This window comes from Micromonospora ferruginea, assembly GCF_013694245.2.
In the GTDB taxonomy this organism is placed as follows: Bacteria; Actinomycetota; Actinomycetes; order Mycobacteriales; family Micromonosporaceae; genus Micromonospora; species Micromonospora robiginosa.
Window position 1 is genome coordinate 2,937,914 of record NZ_CP059322.2, and the last position, 25,409, is coordinate 2,963,322.

Here is a 25,409-nt window from a genome sequence, read left to right on the forward strand (position 1 = left end):
CCGGTGGAGGGAAGCAGACGGCGCCGGGCGGGTCGGTCGACCGGCCGGCCGCCGCTCACCCCGTGACCCGGAAGCTCCGCGTGGCGAACGGGCCGAGCGTGATCGCGGCGCCGGCCGCGGCCCCGCCCACCGGCTGCTCGGCGAGGTCGCACTCGACGAGCCGCCCGTCCACCCCGGACACCGTGGCCACCACCTCCGCGGAGGTGGGGTTCACCAGTCGCAGGACCGCGCCGTCGCCGTCCTCGGCCGGCTTGTACGCCGACACCTGCGCCCCGTCCACCCGCAGCCCGGGCGTCGCGGCCGGCGTCGCGGCACCGGGACGCAACTGCCAGGCCCGCAGCGGCGCGCGTCGACGGGCCGCCGCCTCGGTCACCGCGGCCTCGCCGTCGTCGAGTCGTACGCCGACGGCGGCGGTGATCCGGCGGCGGCACTGCGCCTCGGGCGTGGGCAGTTGCGGGCCGGCGCCGGCGGTGCGGGCGCGCAGGTCCGGCCGGGACAGCCAGCCGACCGCGCGCAGCACGGTGACGGCCAGCGACGGACGGTCGCCGGCGATGCCCTGGACCTCGGGCAGTCCGGGAGCGAGGACCGCCAGGCCGGGCAGCGTGGCCAGGGAGCGGACCGGGGCGACCCCGGCGTCGGCCTCGTGGCCGCGCTCCTCGGGCAGCGGGCCCAGCGGCGCCTTGAGCGGCCGGGTGAGCAGGCTGAAGTGGGCGTCGGCGGTCCAGCTCGTGGCCGGCGCGTCGGTCGGGAAGTGGGCCTGGATCCGGTGGTCGTCGGCGGCGTTGTCGAACTCCAGCCGCCAGTCCAGCTCCGGCACGCCGGCCCAGATGGTGGCGGTGACGGTCAGCGGCAGCACCACCCGCTCGGCGGCGCGGGACCCGCGGTCCGCGTCGAGGCCGGCCGGGATGTCGAGGTCGGCCCGGACGACGAGGCGGGAGGCGACCGCGCTGTCGTGCACCCACGCCTCGCGCAGCACCGGCGTGACCGTCTCGTCGGCCCGGGGCGGGTCGTAGGTGTAGGTGTCCCCGGCGTCGCCGGAGTCGACCAGGCGGCCCAGCCCCGGCAGGGTACGGCCGGTGGCCGCGTCGGTCAGGGTGAACGAGGCGTCGTCGGCGACGGTCAGCGTCCAGTCGCCTCGGGTCACCGTGCGGCCCGGGACGCCGGCCGGCACGGCGGGCGGCTCCCCGGCGGCGACCGTGGCGGTGTAGCCGGTCCAGCCGCCGGCCGGCGCGTCGGCGACGAACGCGACGCGGTGCCGCAGCGTGTCCCGGGTGTCCGGGAGGATGTCCAGGTCGGCGCAGAACAGCGGCGTCGGCTCGGTCTCGCGCAGCTCGTACGCGACCGGCGCGCCGGCCGCGTCGCGCAGGCCGGTGAGCGTGTGCCCGGGCGCGGTGTGCACGTCCACCTCGACCGGCCCGCGCACCGGCGCGGCGTGCGGGTTGACCACCACGACCGCGGCCGCGTCGGCGACCGGGTCGCCGGCGAGCCGGGTGTCCAGCCCGAGGTCGAGCAGGGCCCGCTCGACCAGGTGCTCGCCGGCCTGCCGGGCGCGGGCGAAGCGCACCTCGTTCTCGCGGTGCACCTCGTCGACCGAGCAGCCGCAGATGGAGTCGTGCGGCGCGTTCTGCAGCAGTTGGTCCCAGGCGTGCCGGAGCAGCCCGACCGACTCGGCGCGTCCGGCGCGTACGGTCAGCGGCTCGGCCCAGGCCTCCAGCAGCGTCTCGGTGGCGGCGTTGGCCTGCTTGAGGTGCAGGCGGGCGGACAGGGTGCCGGCGAGCACGAAGGTGAGCCAGTCCCCCGGATACCGCAGTTCCCCGGTGACCATGTCACCGGCCGGGACCGTGTCGCGGATCGCGTCGAAGTAGTCGGCCAGCGTGCTCTCCACCGCCACGCCGTCGGCGAGCCCGGCGGGCAGCGGGCGCGGCGCGAGGTGGTCGCCGCCGTTGAGCAGCAGGTACGGCCCGTCGGCGTCCCGGCCGGCCTGCTTCTCCCGGAACGCGCGGAGGCGGTCCGGCGCGGACGCCGCCTCCCAGAGCACCTCCGGCTCGTAGTAGCCCTGGTTGACCGCGAGCACCTCGGAGCCGTCCGGCGCGCGCCAGCGGAACCGGGCCAGGTGCGGTGGCGCGCCCCGCCAGACCAGGGCGGTGTCCAGGCCGAAGCCGCGCAGCACCCGGGGCAGGTCGGCGGGGTGGCCGAAGGCGTCCGGGCAGTAGCCGACATCGGCGAGGGCCAGCCCGAGGTCGGCGGCGACCCGGCGGGCGGCGAGCAGGTTACGGATGAGGTTCTCACCGGAGACGAGCTGGTTATCGGCGAGCACGTGCCACGGCCCGACGTGCAACCGTCCGGCGGCGGCGTGGGCGCGGATCCGGTCGGCGAGGTCGGGCCGGACGGCGAGCGCGTCCAGGGCGGTGACGGTCTGCCCGTCGAGGTGGAACCGGCCCAGCTCGCCCGCGTCGAGCTGGTCGCAGACGCGGGCGACCAGCTCGGCGAGCCGGGCGCGGAACGACTCCATCGGCCGGTACCACTCACGGTCCCAGTGGGTGTGGCTGACGACGTGCACGGTCATGACATCTCCCGGTCGGTGACGAGCGCGGCGGCGAAACGGGCGGTGACCACGGCGGGCCGGGTGATGGCGGTGCCGACCACCACCGCGTGCGCGCCGTGGCGCAGCGCGGCGGCGGCCTCGTCGGGGGTGTTGATCCGGCCCTCCGCCACGACGGGCACCGGCAGCGCGCCGGCGAGCGTGGCGATCAGCGCCAGGTCGGGGTCGTGGGGCACCGCGCCGCCGGTGTACCCGGAGAGCGTGGTGCCGACCAGGTCCACGCCGGCGGCGACCGCCTCGTAGGCGTCCGCCGCGTCGGCGACGTCGGCCATCACCAGCACCCGCGGGTGACGTCGCCGCAGCTCGGTGACCGTCTCGGCGAGCGTGCGCCCGTCCGGGCGGGGACGGCGGGTGCCGTCGAGCGCGACGACGTCCACGCCGGTCGCGGCGACCGCGTCGGCGTGCGCCAGGGTCGGGGTGATGTAGACGCCGCTGCCGCCGTGCTTGACCAGCCCGATCAGCGGCGTGTCGGGCAGGGCCGCCCGCAGGGCGCGCAGGTCGGGCAGGCCCTGGGCGCGGATCCCGGCGGCGCCGCCGCGCAGCGCGGAGCGGGCCAGCGCCACCATGTGCGCCGGGTCGTCCAGCGGCTCGCCGGGGTCGGCCTGGCAGGAGACGACCAGCCGGCCGTGGATCGTGTCGAGCACGGTCATCGGGTGAGGTCCTCCATCAGTGCGCCGAAGGCGCGTTCGGGGTCGACCGTGGACGGGTCGGCGCCCAGCGTCCGGGCGGCCGCGCGCAGCGCCGCCAGGTCCCGCGCTCCGGCGGGCCGGTCGGGTTCGACGGCCAGCCCGGCGGCCCGCTCACCGCCGAGGGCGCCGTGGGCGGCGGCGAGGTGCACCGCGGCGAACCGCGCGTCGCCGGCGGGCACGTCGGCGACCCAGGCCAGCGGCACGCCGGCGGCGACCAGGTCGCGCTGCACGGCGAGCAGGAAGGCGGGGTCGTCGCGGACCGCGCCGACCGGGCGGCGGTCCAGGGCGGCCCGCGCGGCGAGCGCGCCGGCCGCCTCACCGACCGCCCATTCGCCGTGGTGCACCCGGTACGCGGCGGCGGCGACCTGGGTGGCGCCGAGGTTCTTCGCGGCGGCCAGCAGGTTGACCGCGCCGCGTGGGACCAGCGCGCCGGCGGGGATGGTGAACGGCGCGGTCTCCCGGTAGACCGGTTCCGGGTGGCCGGTGCGTTCGTGCAGGTCGACGTGGTACCAGGTGACGCCGAGCGAGCCGGGCAGGTGGCGGGCCCGGGCCTGCCCGGCCACCGGGGCGAGGTCGTGGCCGGTGACCAGCCGGTCGACCACGATCCGCCGCGACTCGCGCAGGTACGGCGCCTCGGCGAAGCCGTCCGGCGTGCCGGCCGCCTCCGGGGCGAGGCGCAGCCCGGGAAAGCCCCGGCCGCCGTCCTCGCGGGGCGCCTCGGTGCGCAGCCAGTGCACGAACGCGGCGGTCAGCTCCCGGCCGGCCCGTTCCGCGCCGGCCGGATCGCCGATCGGGTCCTGGCCGGCGCAGTCGTTGGACGCCCAGTTCAGCACCGCCAGCTCCGGCGCGGTGGCGCGCAGCCGCCGGTAGGTCCAGAACGGCGGGCGGCCGTCCGGACCGTCGGTGAACATCCGGTAGCGGTGCACGCCGCCGTCCCAGCCGGCGATGTCGAAGGACAGCCGGTGCCGCAGCTCGGCGTAGCGGGCCGGTTCGGGGCCGGTGAAGTCCGCGCCGGGGTGGTGCTCCACCAGGGCGCACCAGGTGAACGACTGCTGCGCGGCGGGGTCGGGGCCGCCGGGCACCGCGTCCGGCTCGCCGTGCGCGTCGCACCCCTCGGAGCCGGTCACGGTGGCGAACCCGGCGAGCGGGGCCAGGTCACCGCGCTCGGTGGCGTCGCAGAAGACGGCGGCGGCCAGCACGGTGCCGTCGGTGAGCGTCACGTCGCGGACCCGCCCGGCCTCGGCCCGTACGGCGGCCACCGCCCGGCCGGTCAGCACCGTCACGCCCGCCTCGGCCAGGGCGGCGTCGAGCACCCGCTGAGCGACGGCCGGCGCGAAGCAGAGCCGGCTCACCCAGCCGCCGCCGGGGTTGGCGACGCCGCCGTGGTGGGCGCGGACGGCGTCGCGGAACGCGCGGTAGCTCGCCGAGGCGCCGAAGCTCTCGATGTGCGGGTGCTCGTCGAGGGCGGGCAGCGCCTGCGTGGTGACCTGGCCGCCGATCCGGGACAGCTCCTCCACGAGCACCACCGAGGCGCCGGCCCGGGCGGCGGCGAGCGCGGCGGCCACCCCGCCGAGCCCGCCGCCGACCACGGCCACGTCGGCGGTCAGGGTCGGGTCAGGACTGCTCACCGGTCTCCTCCAGGACGAAGTCGATCTCGTAGGTGCGGTGCCACGGCAGCGTCACCGAGCCGGGCGCGACGGACCACCCGGGCAACGCGGCGAGCTGTCCCCACCGCTCGCGCAGCAACCGCTCGATCCGCGCGGTGACCACGGCGGTCTCCGCGTCCGGCACGTGGTCGTGGCGGGTGGGGTCGGTGCCGCGCTCGTGGCGCAACCGCGGCCGGGCGTACGACATCCAGACGTGGTCGTCGACGAGCCGGTGCGCCAGCAGCCGCCGCGCGGCGGTCGCGTCGAGGGTGCCGGTGACCGCGCCGACCTGGTACGCGACCAGCGTGGCGAGGGCGCTGCCGACGGTGTTGCCGGCGGTGTTCCAGCCGGCGAAGCCGACCAGCCCGGCGTAACCGCCGTCGCCGGTCAGGTCGGCGACCAGGCGCGGGTCGGCCCCGTTGCCCAGCGCGCAGTCGGCGAGCGCGACCGGTCGTCCCTCGGCGAGCAGCCGGCGGACCAGGGCTGCGGTACGCGCGGCCGCGGCGGGGTCGGTGTCGGAGGGCGGGGCGGTGGCCCAGTCGGCGTCGCCGGGCTGCGGCGGGTGGACCACGAGCACCGCGTCGGCGTGGGCCCGGTCGACCAGGTGCGCCCCGGTCGCGGCGGCCTGGCTGGCGATGCCGTCGCCGATGCTGACCGGCTCGTAGCGGGCCACCCGCGCCAGGCCGTCCGGTTCGGCGCAGGCGACGGCGATCCGCGGCGCGTGGCCGGCGGCGGCGGTGAGCGCGCGGGCCACCAGCACCGCGCCGATCTCGTCGGCGCCCGGGTGGGCCAGCACCCGGTCGCCGACCTCCAGCCAGGACGTCCAGGTCCGCAGCCACTGCCACTCGGCGGTGCCGACCGCGGCGACGGCGGTGTCGTCGGCGCCCACCACGAGCGTGTCCAGCACGCCCTGGGCGGCGAGGCCCAGCGCGGCCTGGTTGAGCACGTGGTTGCGGTGCCGCCGGCGCAGGAAGTCCCGGCGGATCGGCGCCGGCACGTCGGTGGTCGGCAGGTCCGGCGTCCCGACGGCCCGGTGCAGCCGCGCCGAGTACGCGTGCAGCGCCCGGCCGTGCCGCGCCCAGTAGTCGGGTTCCTCGCCGGCGTCGTCGGCGTCCGGGGTGCGCTGCACGACGGTGGCGGCGTACACCGGTGTGGGTCCCTCGGCCAGCGCACCCCACCGGCGCAGCACGACTCCGACCGGGTCGTCGCGCAGCCGGGACGCGATCAGGCCGCCGAGGCCGAGCGTCTCCAGCGCGACCACGGCGGCGTCGGCGCGGCGCTCGGCGAGCCAGCGGGCCAACCCGTCCGGGTCGCCGGGTCGACGCCCGGCGGGCAGCAGGTCGGCCGGCGGGGTGTGCACGCGCGCGCCGGCGACGGCGGCGACCATGGCCGGCAGCGTGCGGCAGACCGGCCGGTCGTCCAGCGGCACGAGCGCGATGTCGATCATCGGGTCACCGCGCCGGAACCGAGCGCCCGCAGCGCGGCCTCGGCGGCGCCGACCAGGGCGGCGTCCGCGCCGAGCGCGGCCGGGACCAGCGGCACCGGGCCGAGCACCGGCATGCAGGCGGCGGCGAACGCCGGCGCGGCGGCGGCGAGCAGCTCCGGTACGGCGGCGCCGCCGCCGACCACGATCCGGTCCGGGTCGAGGACGTTGGCCAGGCCGGCGAGGGCGGTGCCGAGCGCGGCGCCCGCGTCGGCCAGCAGAGCGCGGGCGATCTCGTCTCCGGCGCGGGCCCGCCGCACCACCTCGGGCAGGTCGACCGGCTCACCGGTGCGCGCGGTGTAGGCGGCGGCGACGGCCGGACCGGCGGCGACGGCCTCCACGTGCCCGGTGGCGCCGCACGGGCAGGGCCGCCCGACGGCCTGCGGCACGGGCAGGTGGCCGACGTGCCCGGCGGCGCCCGACCGGCCGGTGAGCAGGGTGCCGGCGGCGTGCACGCCACCACCGATGCCGGTGCCGACGGCCACCCCGACGACGGTGGGCAACCCGCGCCCGGCGCCGTGCACGGCCTCGCCGAGGGTGAACGCCTGCACGTCGTTGAGCACGACGCCGGGCAGGTCGAGCCGGTCGCGCAGCCCGCCGGGCACGTCCACCCCGGACCAGTCACTGATCGAGGAGGTGGCGGCGGTGAGCAGGCCCGTCGCCGGGTCGACCAGGCCGGGGGCGCCGACGCCGACCGCGACCGGCTCCCCGCCGAGCGAGCGGACCAGGGCGGCGGCGTGGTCGAGGACGGCGGTGGCGCCGTCGCGGGCCGGCGTGGCGGCCCGGGTACGGGTCAGCACGGCGCCGGCCCGCACCAGGGCCGCGGCGGTCTTCGTGCCGCCGATGTCGAGCGCGGCCAGGAGCGGGGCGGTCACGGCGTCCTTCGGGTCACGGTGATGCGGAAGTCGTAGCGGTCGGCGCGGTAGATGCTCTCGGCGCGCTCGACCGCGACCCCGGCGTCGTCGTACGTGGTCCGGTCCACCCGCAGCGCGGGCGAGTACGGCGCCACGCCGAGCAGCGCGGCCTGGTCGGCGTCGACCACGGTCGCGGAGATCACCTGGTCGGCGTGGTCCGGCCGGACCCCGCGCGCGGCGAGCACCTCGTAGAGCGAGCCGCTGACCAGGACCGCGTCCAGGTCGCCGACCCGTTCGGTGGGCAGCCACACGTCCTCGACGCACATCGGCAACCCGTCGGCGAGCCGGAGCCGCCGGACGTGGGCCACCCGCGCGCCGGGTGACAGCGACAGCTCGCGGGCCACCGCCACGCCCGCCGGTACGACGGTGAGGTCGAGCAGGCGCGAGTCGGGGCTGAGCCGGCGGCTGCGCATGTCCTCGCTGAACGAGGTCAGGGCCAGCGACTTGGAGATGGTCGCCGGGTCGGCCACGAACGTGCCCGCGCCCTGGGCGCGGTAGACCAGGCCCTCCTCCTCCAGCCGGCCGACGGCCTGCCGGACGGTGGCCCGGCTGACCCCGAACCGGGTGACCAGCTCCCGTTCGCTGGGCAGCGGGTCGTGCGGTCGCAACGACGAGCCGATCTCGGTGCGCAGGGCGGTGTACAGCGCCTCGTGCTTGAAGGCGGTCCTGCTGCCGGTGGCGGTCACCCCTTCACCCCTCCCTCTCCGATGCCGCGGAAGAACATCCGCTGCAGGGCGAAGAAGACGGCGAGCAACGGAATGACTGCGATCATCGTGCCAGCGGCGACCACGCGTTGGTCGTTGGTGAAGGTGCCGGAGAGATACTGCAGCCCCACGGTGAGGGTGAAGTTGTCCGGGCTCTTCAGCACGATCAACGGCCAGAGGAAGTCGTCCCAGGCGAACAGGAAGCTGAACACGCCGACCACCGCGAGCGAGCCGCGCACGCTGGGCAGCGCGACGCGCCAGAACCGCGCCCACTCCCCGGCCCCGTCGATGGCCGCCGCCTCCTCGGTCTCCTTCGGCAGGGCGAGGAAGGCGGTCCGCATGACCAGGATGGACAGTCCGGAGACGGCGCCGGGCAGCAGCACGCCGAGCAGCGTGTCGACCAGCCCGAGGCTGCGGACGGTGAGGAAGACGTTCACCATGATCACCTCGAACGGCACCACGAGCGAGGCGAGCACGGCGGCGAAGACGGCGCCCCGGCCGCGGAAGCGCATCCGCGCCAGCGCGTAACCGGCCATGGCGCCGAGCAGGCAGTTGGTCAGCACGCTGGCGACCGCGACGAGCGCCGAGTTGCCGATGTAGCGCCACACCGGGATGACCTCGGCCACCTTGCCGAAGTTGCCGAGGGTCGGCTCGGCCGGCAGCAGCGTCGTGTCCGGCCCGTAGATCGGCTCGCCGGTGCCCTTCAGCGCGGTGGAGAGCTGCCAGAGGAACGGCCCGACCAGCAGCAGGGCCATCGCCAGCAGCAGCAGGTAGCGCAGGGCCGGTCCGGCGACGCGGCCGACGCCGGCACGTCGCCGGGCCGGGCGGACCGCCGAGGGCTCGGGCGCCCGCTCGCGCACGGTGCGCTCGCTCACGCCCTGCCCACCAGGCATGCCCTCACGGCCCTCGCTCCGCTCGGTGCGCTCGCTCATGCGGTGTTCCTCTCGCTGCGGCGGCGCAGCACGAGCGCCAGGACGGAGAGGCCGAGCGTGCCGACGAAGAGCGTCAGGCTCATCGCGGAGGCGTACCCGATCTCGCCGTCGACGCCGAGGCCGACCTCGCGGATGTAGTAGACGATCGACTTCGCCTGCCCGCCGGGTCCGGCGGTGCCGGAGGACATCACGTAGATCTCGGCGAAGACCTTGGTCGCGGAGATCGCGGCGAGCGTGCCGACCAGCAGCATGGTGGGGCGGACGGTGGGCACGGTGACCGAGCGGAACCGGCGGACCGCGCCGGCGCCGTCGACCCGGGCGGCCTCGTGCAGCTCGCCGGGCACGTTGGACAACGCGGCCAGGTAGATGACCATGTAGTAGCCGAGGCCCTTCCAGACCGTCACCAGCATGCAGGAGAACAGCAGCAGGGTGGCGTCGGTGAGGAACGGCAGCGGCTCGGCGACCACCCGCAGCTTGACCAGCACGGCGTTGACCAGGCCGTCGGAGGAGAGCAGCCAGCTCCAGATCAGCCCGACCACGACCATCGAGGCGATGACCGGCGTGTAGAACACCGCCCGGAACGCCCCGATGCCGGGCAGCTTGGCGTGCACGAGCTGCGCGAGCAGCAGCGGCAGCAGCACCAGCGCGGGCACCACGACGACCAGGTAGAGCGCGGTGTTGCCGAGCGCCCGGAAGAAGTCGGTGTCGTCGGCAAGGCGGACGAAGTTGTCCAGCCCGGTGAACTGCCCGCCGCCGAGCGCCTGCGCGTCGGTGAACGCCAGCACGCCGGTGTTGGCGAGCGGTCCCCAGGTCATCAGCGCGGTGACGAGCAGCGCCGGAGCCAGGAAGAGCCAGGGTACGTACCAGCGACGGCCGATCACGTCGGGAAGCTCCTGTCGTCGGGGTGGTGGCGCCGCCCGGCGGGGTGCCGGGCGGCGCCGGGCGCGGTCAGCGGGCGAGCAGCTTGTTGGCCTCGGCCACGGCCTGGTCCAGGGCGGCCTTCGGGTCGAGGTCGCCCTTGACGGCGAGCTGCATCTTCCCGATCACCACCGCCTTGGTGCGGTCGTCCCACTGCACCGGGGTGAGGTTCTCGGCCTTGGCGATCTGCTCGGCGGAGATCTTGCGGGCCGGCGAGGTCGGGTCGGCCGGGTCCACCTGGGTGAAGTACGGGTCCTTGAGCGAGTCCGCGGTGGACGGCAGGATCGTCACGATCTTGGCGAAGGCGAGCTGGTTCTGCGCGTTGCTGACGAACTTCGCGAACTCCAGCGCGGTCGCCGGGTTCTTGCTCTTCCTCGGCACGAGCAGGCCCATCACCGACATGTTCGTGGTGCCGTCGGCGCTGGCGATCTGGGGGGCGACCCCGGTGGCCTTGGCGACGGCGGGGGCGTTCTGGCCGACCACCTTGAGGAAGTTGGGCCCGGAGGGGAACAGCGCGACCCGCCCGGCGGAGTACGCCTCGGTCTCCTTGGCGTGGTCCTGGGTCAGCCAGTCCGGGGCGATGGCCTTCTTGGCGTACAGGTCGCGGACCCGGGTCACGTACTGCACGGCCTCGGGGGTGTTGAACGTCCACGCGGTGGCGTCGTCGTTGAGCAGCGGCACACCGAGCTTCGCCAGGTTGGGCACGAAGCTGTTCTCCAGCGCCGGGTGCCAGCCGTAGAAGCGGCCCTTGCCGGCGGCGGAGAGCTTCTCCGCCTGGGTGAGCAGTTCGTCGACGGTCTTCGGCGGGGCGGCGTCGGCCATCCCCGCCTGGGCGAAGAGGTCCTTGTTGTACATGGTGACCTCGCTGGTGAGGTACCACGGCAGGCCGTACGAGCCGGGCTGGCCGGGGACCTTGAAGGCGTCCCACGCGCCGGGCACGAACGTGCTCTTCGCGTCGCCGGCGTTGGTCTCCATGTCCACGAAGACGCCCTGCTTCTCCAGCTTCTGGGCGAAGTTGGGGTTCAGGTTGACCACGTCGGGCAGCGTGCCGGCCTGCGCGTCGTTGGTGATCTTCTCCTGCGCGCCCTGGAACGGCAGGTCGATCCACGTCACGGTGGTGCCCGGGTGCTGCTTCTGGAAGTCGGCGATCAGGCCGTTGATGTAGTCGTCGAAGGTGGGCTTGAGCGCGAGGGTGGCGAAGGTGATCTCACCCTTCACCTCGCCGCTGATCTTGTCGTCGGAGCCGGCCGAACCGGCGTCGTCGCCGCTGGACAGGCCGCAGCCGCTGAGGAAGAGCGCGGCGGCCACTGCGGCCGCGGCGAAGGCGCGGGTACGCCTCATGTGGGTCCTCCATGCAAGGGGGGTGAAGTGGTACGGACCAGTGAGCCAGAGCTTTACTCATGATCGCCGCCGGGTCAAGCCCTAGCTGAGCTTTTACATAAGGGATCCGGTTTCGACATCGACGAGAACCCTTGACTTGTCCGTACCAGTGCGCCAACGATGGGCCGTATGCCATCCCCCACACCCCTGCGCCGGACCGCCGTCTCCGCGGCCGCCGGCGTGGTCCTGCTCGGCCTGCTGGCCGCACCCGCCGCGGCGGGCGCCGCGCCCACCGCCGATCCCGGCCTGCCCACGGTCACCGCCGCCGACGGCGCCACCGCCACCATCGACGCCCTCGACCCGTCCTCGCGGGCAGCCGGTGTCCTCGCCCTCTACACGCCCGACTCCGGCGCCGAGACCAAGACCAACGCGTTCGGCGGCGAGGCGGTGTTGCGCGCCGCCGGCGACGGCGCGTACGACGTGGTGAGCGTCTGCACCGCGCTCGACTCCTGCCCGAAACCCGGCAACAACGCCATCCCGTCCGACGGGATGGTGCTCTCCGCGTCCCCGCCCGAGACCGGCGGCGTGGACGACCGCCGGTGGCTGCGCGAGCACCTGCGTGCCGGCGACCGGGTGCAGGTGCGCAACCTGCTGATCCGGCGCGCCACCGCCACCCTCGACGCCACCGACCCGACCGCCGCCAGCAACCCGCCCGGCGTCGACCCGGCCAAGGGCGAGTGCTTCCCCGGGTGCCGGGGCGCCGAACAACTCGTCGCCTACACGCCCGCGGCCGGCCGGGACCGCACCGGCACCAACGACTACGGGTTCGAGATCGGCGTACGCGACGGCCGGGTCGTCTCCCGGCAGGGCGGCGACAGCGCCATCCCGGCCGGCGGGTTCGTGCTCTCCGGGCACGGCTCGCGGGGCTCGTGGCTGGAGGGCAACGCCCCGCTCGGCGCGAAGGTGACCGTCGACGGCGACGCCGTCACGGTGGACGTCGACGCGCAGAGCTTCCTGCTCGGCGCCGAGCGGGCGGTGTCCGCCGCCCGCGCCGGGAAGACCGCCGCGGTGGCGAGCTGCCTCGACATCGACCCGGCCGCCGTGGACGCCGCGCTCGGCGAGGCCACCGAGCTGCTCGCCCGGGCCCGGGAGGCGGCCGGCGACGCGCCGGAACGCGCCGCCGAGCTGGCCCGCGACGCCACCCGCCGCGCGGACGTGGCCGGCTACCGCAGCCGGGAATCCCGCCCCGTCGAGGGCCGCGGCCTGTGGGTACGCCCCATCGAGACCAGCCCGGAGCAGATTCGCGCCTCACTCGACCGGATCTCCGCCGCCGGCTTCAACATGGTGTTCCTGGAGACGGTCTGGGGCGGATACACGATCTACCCGAGCGCGGTGGCCGAACGGGCCGGCATGCCGGCGCAGCGGCCCGAGATGCGCGGCTTCGACCCGCTGAAGGTCTGGGTCGACGAGGCGCACGCCCGGGGCATCGAGCTGCACGCCTGGACCCACACCTTCTTCGTCGGCGTGGAGAGCGGCGGCGGACCGGTGCTGACCGCCCACCCCGACTGGGCCGCGGTGGAGCGCGAGGACGTCGGCAAGGCCGGTCCGCAGCCGTCCCGGATGGAACCGGGCTACTACTGGATGGACGCGGCCCTGCCCGCGGTGCGCAGCCACGTGCTCGCCACGTTCGAGGAGATCCTGCGCGGCTACGCCGTCGACGGGCTGCACCTGGACTACATCCGCTACCCGGTCTCGCTGCCCTACGGCGCGGACTTCTCCTACTCCGCGTACAGCCGCACCACGTTCGCCGCCGAGCACGGCGTCGACCCGTACACCCTGACGCCCGACTCGCCGCAGTGGCCCACCTGGAACGCCTGGCGGGAGAAGCAGATCACCACCTTCGTCGACCAGGTCCGCACGATGCAGCGGCGGGTCGCCGCCGACCGGCAGCTCTCCGCCGCCGTCTTCGCCGACCCGACCGACGGCCTGGCCAAGAAGTTCCAGAACTGGGGCGCCTGGGTCGACGCCGGCACGCTCGACTTCCTCACCGGGATGTCGTTCGGCACCTCGGCCGACTCCGTCGGCCACGACACCGCCGTGATGCGGAAGCGGGTCGGGGACGTGCCGCTCTACACCGCCACCTACGGGCCGTTGCGGGGCACCTCGCCGGATCTGATGCTCGACCAGGTGCAGGCGGTGAACGACGCCGACTCCGACGGCGCGGCGCTGTTCGCGTACAACCAGCTCAACGCCCGCCAGCAGGAGGCGCTGCGGGAGGGGACGTTCCGGACCCGCGCGGTGGTCCCGCACGCCGACTACCGGGCCGCCGCGCGCGCCGGGGTCGCCGCGCTGCGCTCCACGCTGAAGCGGGCCACCGGCTGCGCGCCCGCGGCGCGTACCGCCGAGGTCCGGGCCCGGCTCGCCGCGGCCGAGCGGCTGCTGGCCGACGGGATGCCCGCCCCGGCGGTCGACGCGGCGGCCCGGCAACTCGCGAAGGCCGCCGAATCGGCGGCCGGCTGGGGCGACGCGGTGCAGCCGGAGCTGAGCCGGCGCACCGCTCGGGACCTGCGCATGTACGCCCGCTGGGCCGACCTGGCCTGACCGGTGGGCGGTGGGGCGTGCCGGGAGTCGGCGCGCCCCACCGCCCGTGTCACCGCGCGGGCGCGACCGGCTGCCGGAGGATGGTGCGTCGCCGCTCCGGCGCGACCCGCCGGAAGTCGCTGAGGTAGATCTCGTGGTGGGTGCCGGCCAGGCGCAGCCCGTGGTCGGGGACGTACCCGTGATGCAGTCGCGCGAGCACGTCGGCCTCGTCGTCGAAGGAGCCCACGTGCAACGTCTGCACGCACCGCCCCTCGGACAGGCCCGCCAACCGGACGTCGTCCAGGCGCGCCGGCCGGTTCCCGGCCCCCGCCTGCTCGACGGCGGCGGCGACCATAAACTCGCCGATCCAGTCCGGGACCATCAGCATCAGCGTCCAGCGCCAGCGGGCCTTCTGCCGCGCGGTGGTGAAGGCGGCCATGTCGTCGGCCCACCACAGCCCTTCCAGCGGCGGGACGACGTAGTCGCGCCCGAGATCGCGCCTGCTGGCGAACTTCAGTTTGTACGCCGTCGGGTAGAGCGCCTCGACCGCCCCGGTGAAGGCCGGCGAGGTGTTCGGGTCGCCCTGGCCGTCGACCATGAGATAGCGCATGTCCGGCACGTCGACCGTCCGGAACACGCCCCGTCGCGCCCGGTAGGCGTCGAGCGTCCTCCTGAAGTCGACCTTGCCCGGGGTGGGGTCGGTCACCGCGGCAGTCTAGTGCCGCGACGCTCAGCCGCGGACCAGTGCGGGGCGCTCCCCCGCCCGGGCGCGCGGCAGGTGGCTGTACGGCACCACCTCCGGGGTGTCGGGACGGTTGAGCCGGCGGAAGAAGCAGAGGACCCCCGCGTTGCCGGTGGCCCAGGACCACGGCGCGTCCTGCCGCTCGGCGTCGACGAACCGTGGCGCGTCGTCCGGCCCGTGGCTGCGGGTGAGCAGGTGCGCGACGACCGCGTGGGCGGCCCGCCGGTGCCGGTCGTCGCCGGTGTGCCGGGCGCAGTCGACGAGGAACCCGCCGACACCGGTCACGCCGCAGCACTGGCCGAGGTTGGCCAGGCGGGGAATCCAGTCGGCGCACGCGTCGGCCGCCGCCACGGCGGTCTCGGTGAACCGGCTGTCGTCCAGCACCTCGGCGGCGTGCAGCAGGGTTCGGCCGATCCCGGCGAGGCCCTGGCACCAGGACACCGACAGCGGGATCGCGCGCGGGTCACGGGCGCGGGCGACCAGCACCTCGGTGCGCTCGCGCAGCTCCCGGGACCGTTCCCCGGCGGCGGCGAGCACGCCCGGGTCGCCGGTGCGCGCGGCGTACGCGAGGAACAGGTCGACGAGCCCGGCCCGGCCGTGGGAGTAGCTGGCCGTCGGGTCGGTGTCGATCTCCTCGGGCAGGCCGGCGTCGAGCGTCACCGACAGCGTCAGCTCGCTCTTGCCGAGGAGCCGCTCGACGCAGACCCGGGCGGCGTCGAGGTGGGCCGCGTCGTCCAGCACGTCGGCCAGGTGGAGGTGGCCGAGGCCGGCGCCGGCCGTGCCGGTCATGATGTCGTCGTGCTCGTCGTCGGTGTCGTACGGCGTCGCCGGGATCGCGGGCAACGTCACATCGAAGCCGGCCTGCCGCAGCCGGGCGAGGAAGAGGTGGCTGCCGGTGGAGCCGAGGAACAGGCCGGGCGGCACGTCGGTACGGGCGTTGGCCCGGACCGTGTGCGTGGCCAGCCGGTCGAGCAGCTCCGGCACGCCCGGCGTGTCCAGGTGGTGCAGCAGTTCCAGGCCCACCCCGGCGCTGCCGGTGTAGACGCTGCCGTCCACGTTGGCGAACGCGGACGCCGGCTGCCGCAACTGCCGCATGTCGACGTCGCGCATCAGCTCGGCGAGCACCTGCCGCTCGACCGCGACCGGGTCGGCGTGCGGCGCCGCCCGGCGGCGGGCCGGCGCGGCACCCGTCGCCCACCGCTCGCCGGCCAGCGCCCGCAGCGCCTCGTCGGCCCGCGCCGGGGCACCCCGCAGCAGGTCGTCGACCAGGTCGACGAAGGCCGCGTGCGCGGGGCCGAGGATGCGGTCCAGCGACTGCAGCGTCCGCAGCGCCGACAGGCCGCGCTCGGTCTCGCCGACGACCGGCGCGAGGCCGGTGGCGGCGAACGCGAGGGTCATGCCGATGCCGTGGTGGTCGTCGGAGACGGTCGCCGGCCCGTCACGCATCTGGTCCCAGGAGGCGTAGCCGTGGGTGCCGCCGGGCACGTGCAGCCCGTCGAGGGCGGAGATGCCGAAGTCCACCAGGTGGGCCCGGTCCGGGCCGAGCACCACGTTGCGCGGGGTGACGTCGCGCATCACCACGCCGCGCTCGTGCAGCGCCAGCACGGTACGCGCCAGCTCGCCCGCCGTCCGGGTGAACTCGGCGGAGACCGGCGTGCCGGCGCGCAGCATGGCGCCGCGGTTGCCGACCCGGTAGGCGAGATCCTGCTCGCCGACGTCGGTGGTGACCAGGAACTCGTCCTCGCCGTGGGCGAAGTGGTCGACGAACCCGGGCACCCCCGGCACGCCGTCGCAGGCGGTGAGCACCCGGCGTTCGTTGCGCAGGCGGGAGCGGGCGTCGAGTCCGTTGCCGGAGTCCCCCACGTACGCCCGGGCCTGCTTGACGACGACCACCCGGTCGGTGGCGGTGTCCCGGGCGCGGAAGACGCTGCCCTGCGCGGTGCGCTGGAGGCCGGCCTCCGGCCGGTAGCGGTCGCCGAGCAGCGCCGGCGTCTCGTCGTCGTCCGGCCGGAACGGGTCGCTCACCCAGTCCGGCTGGCGGTAGTCCAGGTCGGCGACGGCGTCGAACGACTCCCCGTCCGGTCCCGGGATCCGCATCGCCAGGCGTCCCCGCTCGCCCCGGTACCAGCGGGCCACGAACGGGCCGTAGCGGTAGTAGACGGGGGCGTCGTCGGCGACCCGGCGGTCGCTGAGCACCCGCGGGCCCGGGTGCCCGCGCAGCAGCGCGGCCAGCGCGAGGCCGAGCTCGCGGACCCGGTCCGGCTCCGGGTAGATCGTCATCGCCTTGCCGACGGTGGCCGGCGAGTCGATGCCGTAGTTCAACCCGGTGAGCACGTCGCCGCCGGCGGCGAGCTTGAAGCTGCACCCGGCGTCGAGCAGGAACGGCACCGCCCGGGCGGCGAGCGCCGGGAAGTCCTCGGCCCGCGAGGAGACGTGCAGCTTCCAGCCGTGGTCCGGAAGCCGCACGCCCTCGCGGTCGACATAGCACCACTGCGGCCCGAGGCGCACCGTGAACCGGCCGCCGTACCGTTCGTCGACGAGCCGTTGGATGAACGGCGCGGGTTCCCAGTCGGACACGGAGATCTACCTCCTCGGACAGCAGGGGCGGTCAGGCCGGGATCAGACGGTGCGCCCGGTGGCGACGCACCGGTCGCTGTAGCGGTCGGTGCACGGCCCGCAGGTGTACGGGCAGCGGTTCGCGGAGTGCAGCGACTGCTGCACCTCCTCGAAGTGGATCCGCGGCTCCACGGTGGCCGGTCCGCCGCTGCGCGGCGCGAGCTCCAGCAGGGTCGCCTGCAGTCTCTGGGTCATGTCGCCTCCATCGAGGTAGCGGGGCACGACGGCCTGGTTGCCGACCGGCCCCTGGGGTGTTCGGGACGCTAGTGCAGCCCGCTAAGCAATCACTAAGAATGAGGAGGTGATCACGAAGGGTGTCGAGCCATCGACGCCGGCGATGCTCTACTCTCGACCTCCAGCCCGGGCCCCGGCGCGGCCGGGCGGCAGCGGGAGGAGGCGCACCGATGACCGAGGCCGCCGTCGCGAACGACCGGCAGGCCGGCCCGCGTACCCCCGGGGGCGGCCCGCCCGCCGCGGAGTCGGTGCTGCCGGAGCTGCGCGAGATGTGGTGGGAGACGGGCCTGCGGGCCCGGGCCGAGGCCGGCCTGCTGACCGTGCTGGCCGAGCTGCCCCGCCTGGTCGGCGCCGCGATGCGGATCAGTTGGCGGGCGGACCGGGCCCGCACCGCGACGGTGGCCGCCGCGACGGTCGGCGGCGGCCTGCTCGCCGCATTCGGGCTGCTGGCCACGCAGCGGGTGCTGGTCGAGCTGTTCGCCGGCGGCCCGACCGCCGACAAGGTGGTCGCCGCGCTGCCCGCGCTCGCGGCGCTGGCCGGCGCGACCGCGCTGCGCGCCGGCCTGGGCATCGCCACCGGGTACGCGCAGAACGGGCTGACGCCGCGGGTCAGCCGGGACGTGGAGCGCCGCCTGTTCGAGACCAGCACGGCCGTGCGGCTGGAGGCGTTCGACGCGGACGCGTTCGCCGACGACATGGAACGGGCGTCGCGGGGCCCGGAGTCGGCGACCGGGCTGGTGCAGGCCGCCACGAACCTGCTGGCCGGCCTGGCCGGGCTGGCCGCCGTCGCGGTCGCGGTGGTGGTCATCCACCCGCTGCTGCTGCCGGCGCTGCTGATCGCCACGCTGCCCCGGGCCTGGGCCGCGCTGCGGGCGGGGCACCTGCAGTACCGGACGTACGCGGCCGGCTCGGTGCGCCGGCGCCGCATCTGGATCCTGCACCGCCTGATGGCCGAGCGGGTCTCGGCGCCGGAGCTGCGTTCCTACGGGCTGCGCGGGTTCCTGCTCGACCAGTACGACCGCGTGATGGGTGCGGAGACCGACGTCCAGCTCACCCTCGCCCGCCGGGTCACCACGACCACCACCGTGGGCTCGCTGACCGGCGGCGTGGCGACCGGCGCGGTCTACCTGCTGCTCGGGTTGCTGCTGGTGGGCGGGCACATCCCGCTCGCCGCGGCCGCGACCTGCGTGCTCGCCCTGCAGGCCGCGCAGCGCTCGCTGACCACCGCCACCACGCAGGCCGACAAGGTCTACACCGAGGGGCTGCACTTCGCCGACTACACCGGGTTCCTGACCCGCGCGGCGGCGTACCTGCCGGACGCCGCGGGCGGGGACCGGCCCGGACCGCTGCGCGAGCTGAGCGTCCGTCACGCCGGCCTGCGCTATCCCGGCCGCGACGACACCGCCGTGCGCGACGTGACGCTGACCGTCCGGGCCGGCGAGACGGTGGCCCTGGTCGGGGAGAACGGCTCCGGCAAGACCAGCCTGGCCGCGCTGATCGCCACGCTGCGCACGCCCACCGCCGGCGCCGTCTGCTGGAACGGGCGACCGCTGGCCGAGTGGGACACCGACGACCTACGGTCGCGGATCGCCGTGGTCACCCAGGACCACCACCGCTGGCCGTTCACCGCGGCCACCAACATCGCGCTGGGCGACGTCGGCGGCGAGCCCCGCCGGGAGCGCATCGAGGCCGCGGCGGACCGGGCCGCCGCCCACCAGATGATCACGGAGCTGCCGTACGGGTACGAGACGCTGCTCGACCGCACCTTCGCCCACGGCCAGGACCTCTCCGGCGGGCAGTGGCAGCGGATCACCGCGGCCCGGGGTTTCCTGCGCGACGCCGACCTGCTGATCATGGACGAGCCGTCCTCCGCTCTCGACCCGCGCGCCGAGGAGGCCCTGTTCCAGGCGATCCGGGAGCGGCAGGGGCGCGCCACCACCATCCTCATCACCCACCGTCTGGCCAACGTCCGGCACGCCGACCGGATCTTCGTGCTGCACGACGGCGCGCTCGTGGAGGAGGGCAGCCACGACGACCTGGTCGCCGCCGACGGCCGGTACGCCGAGCTGTTCGCGTTGCAGGCGGCGGGCTACCGCGCGTGACGACACCGACGACCAGCGGCCGTCGGAGGTGGTGACCGCGCTGCTGGCGGTCCGGCACCGCCGGACCGGGGCGCCCACCGGTGCCGGGCGGGCGCCCCGCCCACGGCTAGCGCAGGTGCCGGGCGAAGAACCGGGCCGCGTCCTCCCCGGCGAACTCCGGCACCCCGGCGTGTCCGCCCATGTTGGCGTGCAGCGTCTTCTCCGCGGAGCCGAAGGCGTCGAACAGGTCCAGGGCCGCCTGCCGGTCGTTGCCCTCGTCGTCCCACTGCAGCAGGACGTGCAGGGGGATGGTGACCTGCCGGGCCTCCTCGAACATGACGCGCGGTACGAGACTTCCGGCGAAGAGGCCGGCGGCCACGATGCGCGGCTCGACCACCGCGAGCCGGACCCCGATCGAGATCACTCCGCCCGAGTATCCGACCGGGCCGCCGATCCCGGGCAGTGACAGGAGGGCGTCCATGGTGGCCCGCCACTCCGGCACCGCCCGGTCGACGAGGGGCAGGACGAGCGCGTCGACGAGCGCGTCGACGACCGGCTCACCGGCCGCCATGGTCCGGCGCAGGTCGGCGCGGGCCTCATCGAGTGCCGGCCAGCGCGGCCGGTCGCCGCTGCCGGGCAGCTCGACGGTGGCGGCGGCGAAGCCCTCCGCCGCGGCGTGCCGGGCCCGGGCCACCAGGCGGGGATACATCCGGCGCAGGCCGAGCGGAGGGTGGCCGAGCAGGATCAGCGGCAGCGGCGCGGACGGGGACGCGGATGCGGGCGTCCACAGGAAGCCGGGAATGTCGCCGAGGGTGAACTCGCGTTCCAGGACGCCGTCGGCCAGGTGTTGCTCAGAGGTGAATCGCATGGTCGTGCCTTTCGGGAGTGCTCGAGAACGGCGCTCCCGGACGACCTACCGCCCGACCGTGACCCCGGAGGGGAGCACCCACGTCGACATGTTCACGGGTACCACCTCCTCGGTCTCTCGCACGGCCTCCGCAACCTAGCAACGGCCGCCGTGATCCGCCAACCGTTTTCCGCCGGGGTGCCGGGACCCGGGATCGTCGGCGTCAGCTCTGCTGGTAGTTCACCGCGGCGAACCCGCACGGCTGGTGCAGGTGCAGGTAGTAGGCGCCTTCGCCGTAGTCGTCCAGGTCCGCGCCGCCGATCAGACCCAGGTAGTCCATCGGCTGGCCGCAGCCGGGGCAGTCGGGGTGCTCGGCGTCCTGGATCCAGTCGGGCCGGCCACCCAGCGTCGAACCGCCCCGCGCCCAGGCGCTGGCCTGGTAGGGGCTCGGCCGGGGCTCTCCCGGGACCGGCACCGACGCCGGCGGGTCCTCCGGCTCGGTGACCCCGAGGTAGCTCGGACGGGCGTTGCCGGACCACCAGACGCTGCCGCCGGCCGGGTCGACCCGGCTGTAGAGCGTCGCGTAGCAGGCACAGAAGTGGCAGGTCTCGATCAGCAGCCGCCCGGACCAGCCGGTGTGGGCCAGCGCCGTGCCGACGGCGGGGTCCGCCGTGTCCAGCTCCGCGGCGGTCCACCGCGGCGACGCGCACCACGGGCAGGTCGCGCCGTCGGGCCGGCGCCGCGCCCCATCCATGACCCAGGCGTACGCGGCGTCGCCGCACAGCTCCCGCCGGCGCCCGTCCGGCCCGACCGTCCAGCCGCCCTCCCGCGCGTAGGCGAGCGCGTCGACGTGCAGCTTGTCCGCGCCGGCCGGCCGGCGCTGCGACCAGCGACGCAGCGCGCTCTCGGCCACCGGGTGACCGGAGTGGGCCAGGATCACCAGCAACTGGTTGAGCCGGCTCGGCGTCGCACCGCCGTCGACGCGCTCGACGACCCGGCGGACCACCTCGGCGTCCGCCGCCCGGTAAAGCCTCCCCGGCCACAGCACGTCGCGGTCGAGCAGCGCGCCGAGGTGCGGCGTCAGCCTGCCCGGATCCGCGTCGGCGATCACGCACAGCTCCTCGACCGCCTCGTCGTCGCCGCCGGCGGCCTTGTCGATCAGCTCCTCGATCACCCGGCGATGCTAGCGAGACCCACCGACGCGCCGGCGGCCCTACGGTTTGCGGGCGAGCAGTCCGACGAAGGTGTGGTAGGTGTCGGTCTGCTGCGGCGCGGGCGTGCCCGGGTCCGGGCGCCACTCGGCCAGCGGCACCAACCCCGGATCCACCAGCGTCAGCCCGTCGGCGAAGGAGAGGATCTCCTCGTCGGTACGCCAGCGGCCGGTGCCCAGCGACTCGTTGAAGACCCGCTCGACCTCGCGGGCCTTGCGGGAGCCTTCCGGGTCCCGCTCCCCCGGGTCGCGGAAGTGCGAGATCGCCACGTAACTGCCCGACGGCAGTGCGTCGATCAACTCCGCCGACACCGCCCGCGGCCGCTCGTCGTCGCCGAGGTGGTGCAGGATCGCGAAGAGCAGCAGACCGATCGGCCGGTCGAAGTCGAGGAACCGCCGCACGTCCGGATCGTCGAGGATCTCCCGGGGTCGCCGGACGTCGGCCTGGACCACCGTCGCGGTGCCCTCCGCGGCGAGCAGCGCCCGCCCGTGCGTCAGCACGATCGGGTCGTTGTCCACGTAAACCACCCGGGCGCCCGGGTCGTGCTCGATGGCGACCTCGTGCACGTTGCCCTGGGTGGGCAACCCCGACCCGATGTCGAGGAACTGGTCGATGCCGGCCTCGGTGACCAGGAAGCGGATCACCCGACGCAGGAAGGCCCGGTTCGCCTGGCCGGCGGCCGGCCCGTCCGGAGTGATCCGCAAGGCGTGCTGGGCGACCTGCCGGTCGACCTCGAAGTTGTCCTTGCCGCCCAGGAAGTAGTCGTAGACCCGGGCCACGCTGGGAACGGTGAGGTCGATTCCGGGGGGTGCGGCTTTGTCGCGGGTCAACGCCTTCTCCGTCCGATTCTGTGGGCGACTCCGACTTTTCCGGGAGTGTAGCGATCGGACGGTGGGGATCGTCGCCCCGCTGGTATCGCTCCCAGCGGATCGGCCCCGCGACCAGGAAGCACGCCGATCGACGCCGACCGGCGTGTCGGGCCGGGCGGGGTGGCCGATAGTGGAGGTGGTGACCGCGCCGTCGCCGTGGGCGGCGGCGCGGGCCCGGCGCCACCCGGCCATCGACAGCCGGCGGGGACCGGCACCGTCGTTGATCAACGACCTGAGGAGTGGTGCACAGTGCGGGACGCGAACTCGGCCGGCACGACGCGCGTGCTGGTGACCGGGGTCCGTGGCAAGACGGGGGTGCCGCTGGCGGAGCTGCTCGGGGCGCGGTCCGGCGTCGAGGTGCGCGGCGGAAGCAGCGATCCGTCGACGGTCCACCTCGCCGGCGTCCGTCCGACCGCCTTCTCCTGGGACGATCCGTCCGGGTGGGCGGCGGCGGCCGGGGACGTCGACGCGGCGTACGTGGTCCGGCCGGATCGGGCCGACGCGCCGGAGCTGATCGGCGCGCTGCTGGCCGAGATGCCGGCGCGGGCCCGGGTCGTGCTGCTCTCCGAACGGGACCCGGACCACACCGGGCCGGACGGCTGGGCGCCGCGTGCCGAGCGCGCGGTACGCGACAGCGGCCGGACCTGGACGATCCTGCGACCGAGCTGGTTCATGCAGGTCTTCACCGACCCGCGCTTCTACCGCGACCCGATCGTCGACACCGGGGAACTTCCCTTCCCCGGCGGGGGCGCGACGGTGGCCTGGATCGACGCGCGGGACATCGCGGCCGTGGCCGAGCGGGCACTGCTCGACGAGGGGCACGACGGTCGGGTGTACGAACTCTCCGGCCCGGAGTCGTTGTCGTTGCCGAGCACCGCGACCCTGCTCTCGCCCGCCGCCGGGCGGCCGGTCACCCACCGCGAGGTGACCGTCGCCGAGGCGGTCGCCGGCATGGCGGGGTTCGAGCGGGATCTCTCCGTGTTGACGTTCGAGCGTGTCCGGGCGGGCCGCTTCGCGGCGACGACCGACACGGTCGCGCGGGTCACCGGCCGGCCGGCGCGGACGCTGCGGGACTTCCTCGCCGACACCGGCCCGATGGTGCGACCCGGGAGCCGTTGACGGGGGAACGGGCCGGCGCCGGCCGCACCGCACCGGCTCGTCCATGCTTCCCGGGTATAGGTTCGACAGGTGGATGTGGTCGCTGCCTGCCGGGCCTTCGTCGCGGTCAGCGGGCACGGGAGCTTCACCTCCGGCGCCGCTGCCGCGGGCATCCCCCAGTCGGTCGCCAGTCGCCGCGTCGCCGCCCTGGAGGAGCACTTCGGGGCGCGGCTGTTCGACAGGTCGTCCCGGGCGGTGCGGTTGACGTCGTTCGGGCAGGACATGCTGCCCTCGGCGCGACGGCTGGTGGACCTGGCCGACGCCATGGGCGACGACGCCGAGCGGGCCCGGCTGCGTCCGCTGCGGGTCGCCGTCCCCGAGACCTGCCCGCCGCGCCGCCTCGCCGAGCTGGTGGTCGCGGCCCGGCGGCAGCGGATCCACCTGGAGGTACGACCGGCCGGCCCGCCGGAACGGGAACGGCTCTGCCGGACCCTGGAGGTGGGTGCCGGGATCGTGGCGGTTCCGGAGGCGACGGCGGCCTGGCGGGTGCCGCTGGGGCTGGCCGCCCGGACCCCCATCCCGGCGCCGGCGGTGTTCCTGGAGACGCTGCGCAGCGGACGGTCCCGGACGCAGGCCCGCCGGCGGATCCTGATCCAACCCGAGGACGACGTCGCGCACCTGCGGGACCCGCTGACCCGGGCCGGGCAGTTCGCCGGTCTGGTGCCGGCCCAGGTGACGGTCGCGCCGTCGCTGGTCGACGCCGCGGCGGCGGCCCTCGGCTCCCCCGACCTGCTGCTCTGCTCCCGTCAGCAGGCCGAGGACTTCGCCCTGCACTGGCGCCCCGTCGCCGACCCCCGCCTGGTGCGGGGTTACGACGTCGCCGGCGGCGTCCGCGAGGACCGCGACCAGCTCGGCACCGTCCTGTACGCGGAGATCGCCCACTGCCTCGGCGCGCCCGACCCGGACCCGGGTCCGGCCGGGGGCCGTGCGGCCGGGGAACCCACGTGAGTGCGGTCGTGCGGCACGCGCGGGACCTGCTCGACGAGGCGGGACTCGACGGCGCGTTCCTGGTCCGCGACCTCGACACCGGCGCGGAGATCGGCTTCGAGACGGACACCCCGTACCCGACGGCGTCGCTGGTGAAGGTGCCGCTGGCGGTCGCCGCGCTCGAACGGATCGCGCGCGGGGACCTCGACCCGGCGACGCCTGTCGACGTCCGGCCCGGCCGGATCACCACACCGGGCCCGACCGGGCTGAGCCGATTCCGCCATCCGGCGCGGATCGCCGTGGACGACCTGCTCTACCTGAGCACCTCGGTCAGCGACTCCGTCGCCGCCGACGCCCTGTTCGACCTCGTCCCACCGGCCGCGGTCGCCGACGAGCTGCGGCGACTGCGCATCGACGGCATCACCGTCCGGCACCGTGCCGCCGACCTCACCGACACGCCCGCGGAACGCCTCGGCCCCGACCAGGTGCACCTGGCCCACTCCCTCGCCATCGGCGCGGCGACCCCGGGGCAGGGCCACCCGGTCGCACAGCTCGACGTCACCCGCGCCAACGCCGGGTCGGCCCGGGCCTTCGTCGACCTGCTGCACGCCCTCTGGCGGCCGTCGGCGATCCACCCGGACACCGCGGCCCGGGTACGCGCCCTGCTCGGCGACAACCTGCACCGGCAGCGGCTCGCGCCGGACTTCACCTCGGACGCCTCCCGATGGTCGTCGAAGACCGGCACCCTGCTGCACCTGCGCCACGAGGTGGGCGTGGTCGACCACGCCGACGGGCAGTCGTACGCGGTCGCCGCGTTCACCGCCTCCCGGGTGCCCGCCGTCGCCCAGCCCGGCAGCGAGGCGACGATGGCGCAGGTCGCCCGCTCCCTGCACGACCACCTCCGCACCGGCGCCCCGCCCTGGTGGGGCTAGCCCG

The 25,409-nt window shown here is 75.4% G+C and carries 20 protein-coding genes; 5 read left to right on the forward strand and 15 right to left on the reverse strand.

Translation table 11 applies throughout. From position 1 onward, the window contains the following. Positions 1–55: 55 nt before the first annotated feature. The 9 genes from H1D33_RS12470 to H1D33_RS12510 all read right to left on the reverse strand — a co-directional run bounded on the left by H1D33_RS12470 (position 56) and on the right by H1D33_RS12510 (position 11,229). Positions 56–2,566, reverse strand: a complete 2,511-nt coding sequence (locus tag H1D33_RS12470) for a glycoside hydrolase family 38 N-terminal domain-containing protein (RefSeq protein ID WP_181567904.1) — start codon at positions 2,564–2,566, stop codon at positions 56–58. Beyond that, a complete protein-coding gene (locus H1D33_RS12475) occupies positions 2,563–3,252 on the reverse strand; it encodes an N-acetylmannosamine-6-phosphate 2-epimerase (RefSeq protein ID WP_181567903.1) in 690 nt (229 codons plus the stop codon). Before H1D33_RS12475 ends, H1D33_RS12470 begins: the two co-directional genes overlap by 4 nt. Beyond that, complete coding sequence (locus tag H1D33_RS12480; RefSeq protein ID WP_181567902.1) at positions 3,249–4,919, reverse strand: FAD-dependent oxidoreductase; 1,671 nt, start codon at positions 4,917–4,919, stop codon at positions 3,249–3,251. Before H1D33_RS12480 ends, H1D33_RS12475 begins: the two co-directional genes overlap by 4 nt. Then, positions 4,906–6,384, reverse strand: a complete 1,479-nt coding sequence (locus tag H1D33_RS12485) for a DUF4127 family protein (protein ID WP_181567901.1) — start codon at positions 6,382–6,384, stop codon at positions 4,906–4,908. The genes H1D33_RS12480 and H1D33_RS12485 overlap by 14 nt, the downstream gene beginning before the upstream one ends. Next, on the reverse strand, positions 6,381–7,295 hold the full coding sequence (locus H1D33_RS12490; RefSeq protein ID WP_181567900.1) for an ROK family protein: 915 nt from the start codon (positions 7,293–7,295) through the stop codon (positions 6,381–6,383). Before H1D33_RS12490 ends, H1D33_RS12485 begins: the two co-directional genes overlap by 4 nt. Beyond that, positions 7,292–8,020: a GntR family transcriptional regulator gene (locus H1D33_RS12495; protein ID WP_181567899.1), complete on the reverse strand. Its 729-nt coding sequence runs from the start codon at positions 8,018–8,020 to the stop codon at positions 7,292–7,294. The genes H1D33_RS12490 and H1D33_RS12495 overlap by 4 nt, the downstream gene beginning before the upstream one ends. Continuing rightward, on the reverse strand, positions 8,017–8,931 hold the full coding sequence (locus tag H1D33_RS12500; protein ID WP_181572771.1) for a carbohydrate ABC transporter permease: 915 nt from the start codon (positions 8,929–8,931) through the stop codon (positions 8,017–8,019). The genes H1D33_RS12495 and H1D33_RS12500 overlap by 4 nt, the downstream gene beginning before the upstream one ends. Before the next feature lie 35 nt (positions 8,932–8,966). Continuing rightward, the gene (locus H1D33_RS12505; protein WP_220138668.1) at positions 8,967–9,851 is read right to left on the reverse strand and encodes a carbohydrate ABC transporter permease; all 885 of its coding nucleotides are present in this window, start codon (positions 9,849–9,851) and stop codon (positions 8,967–8,969) included. A 67-nt stretch (positions 9,852–9,918) separates the two neighbouring features. Further along, entirely contained in the window at positions 9,919–11,229 is a 1,311-nt protein-coding gene (locus tag H1D33_RS12510) for an ABC transporter substrate-binding protein (protein WP_181567898.1), read from the reverse strand. Positions 11,230–11,397: 168 nt separating this feature from the next. Here H1D33_RS12510 and H1D33_RS12515 point away from each other — a divergent pair, with 168 nt between their 5' ends. Continuing rightward, on the forward strand, positions 11,398–13,809 hold the full coding sequence (locus H1D33_RS12515; protein WP_181567897.1) for a glycoside hydrolase family 10-like protein: 2,412 nt from the start codon (positions 11,398–11,400) through the stop codon (positions 13,807–13,809). Between the two features lie 49 nt (positions 13,810–13,858). Here H1D33_RS12515 and H1D33_RS12520 read toward each other — a convergent pair whose 3' ends face one another. From H1D33_RS12520 to H1D33_RS12530, 3 genes are read right to left on the reverse strand one after another with little or no spacing between them, the layout of a single operon-like run. After that, positions 13,859–14,494: a GyrI-like domain-containing protein gene (locus tag H1D33_RS12520; RefSeq protein ID WP_246411412.1), complete on the reverse strand. Its 636-nt coding sequence runs from the start codon at positions 14,492–14,494 to the stop codon at positions 13,859–13,861. Positions 14,495–14,518: 24 nt separating this feature from the next. After that, positions 14,519–17,107, reverse strand: coding sequence for a class IV lanthionine synthetase LanL (lanL, locus tag H1D33_RS12525; protein ID WP_181567896.1), 2,589 nt, complete (start codon positions 17,105–17,107; stop codon positions 14,519–14,521). 42 nt (positions 17,108–17,149) lie between these two features. Continuing rightward, positions 17,150–17,341, reverse strand: coding sequence for a hypothetical protein (locus H1D33_RS12530; protein WP_181567895.1), 192 nt, complete (start codon positions 17,339–17,341; stop codon positions 17,150–17,152). Positions 17,342–17,550: 209 nt separating this feature from the next. Between H1D33_RS12530 and H1D33_RS12535 the strand changes: the two genes are divergently transcribed. After that, on the forward strand, positions 17,551–19,482 hold the full coding sequence (locus H1D33_RS12535) for an ATP-binding cassette domain-containing protein (RefSeq protein WP_246411410.1): 1,932 nt from the start codon (positions 17,551–17,553) through the stop codon (positions 19,480–19,482). Between the two features lie 106 nt (positions 19,483–19,588). On the opposite strand, the gene H1D33_RS12540 is transcribed toward H1D33_RS12535, so the two are convergent. From H1D33_RS12540 to H1D33_RS12550, 3 genes are all read right to left on the reverse strand, one after another. Then, positions 19,589–20,329, reverse strand: coding sequence for an alpha/beta hydrolase (locus H1D33_RS12540; protein ID WP_181567894.1), 741 nt, complete (start codon positions 20,327–20,329; stop codon positions 19,589–19,591). 202 nt (positions 20,330–20,531) lie between these two features. Further along, entirely contained in the window at positions 20,532–21,482 is a 951-nt protein-coding gene (locus H1D33_RS12545) for a hypothetical protein (protein WP_181567893.1), read from the reverse strand. Between the two features lie 39 nt (positions 21,483–21,521). Next, positions 21,522–22,349, reverse strand: a complete 828-nt coding sequence (locus H1D33_RS12550) for an SAM-dependent methyltransferase (RefSeq protein ID WP_181567892.1) — start codon at positions 22,347–22,349, stop codon at positions 21,522–21,524. A gap of 288 nt (positions 22,350–22,637) precedes the next feature. Here H1D33_RS12550 and H1D33_RS12555 point away from each other — a divergent pair, with 288 nt between their 5' ends. From H1D33_RS12555 to H1D33_RS12565, 3 genes are all read left to right on the forward strand, one after another. Then, complete coding sequence (locus H1D33_RS12555; RefSeq protein WP_181567891.1) at positions 22,638–23,507, forward strand: Rossmann-fold NAD(P)-binding domain-containing protein; 870 nt, start codon at positions 22,638–22,640, stop codon at positions 23,505–23,507. A gap of 69 nt (positions 23,508–23,576) precedes the next feature. Further along, positions 23,577–24,494: a LysR family transcriptional regulator gene (locus H1D33_RS12560; RefSeq protein WP_181567890.1), complete on the forward strand. Its 918-nt coding sequence runs from the start codon at positions 23,577–23,579 to the stop codon at positions 24,492–24,494. Then, entirely contained in the window at positions 24,491–25,405 is a 915-nt protein-coding gene (locus H1D33_RS12565) for a serine hydrolase (protein ID WP_181567889.1), read from the forward strand. Before H1D33_RS12560 ends, H1D33_RS12565 begins: the two co-directional genes overlap by 4 nt. Positions 25,406–25,409: the final 4 nt, after the last annotated feature.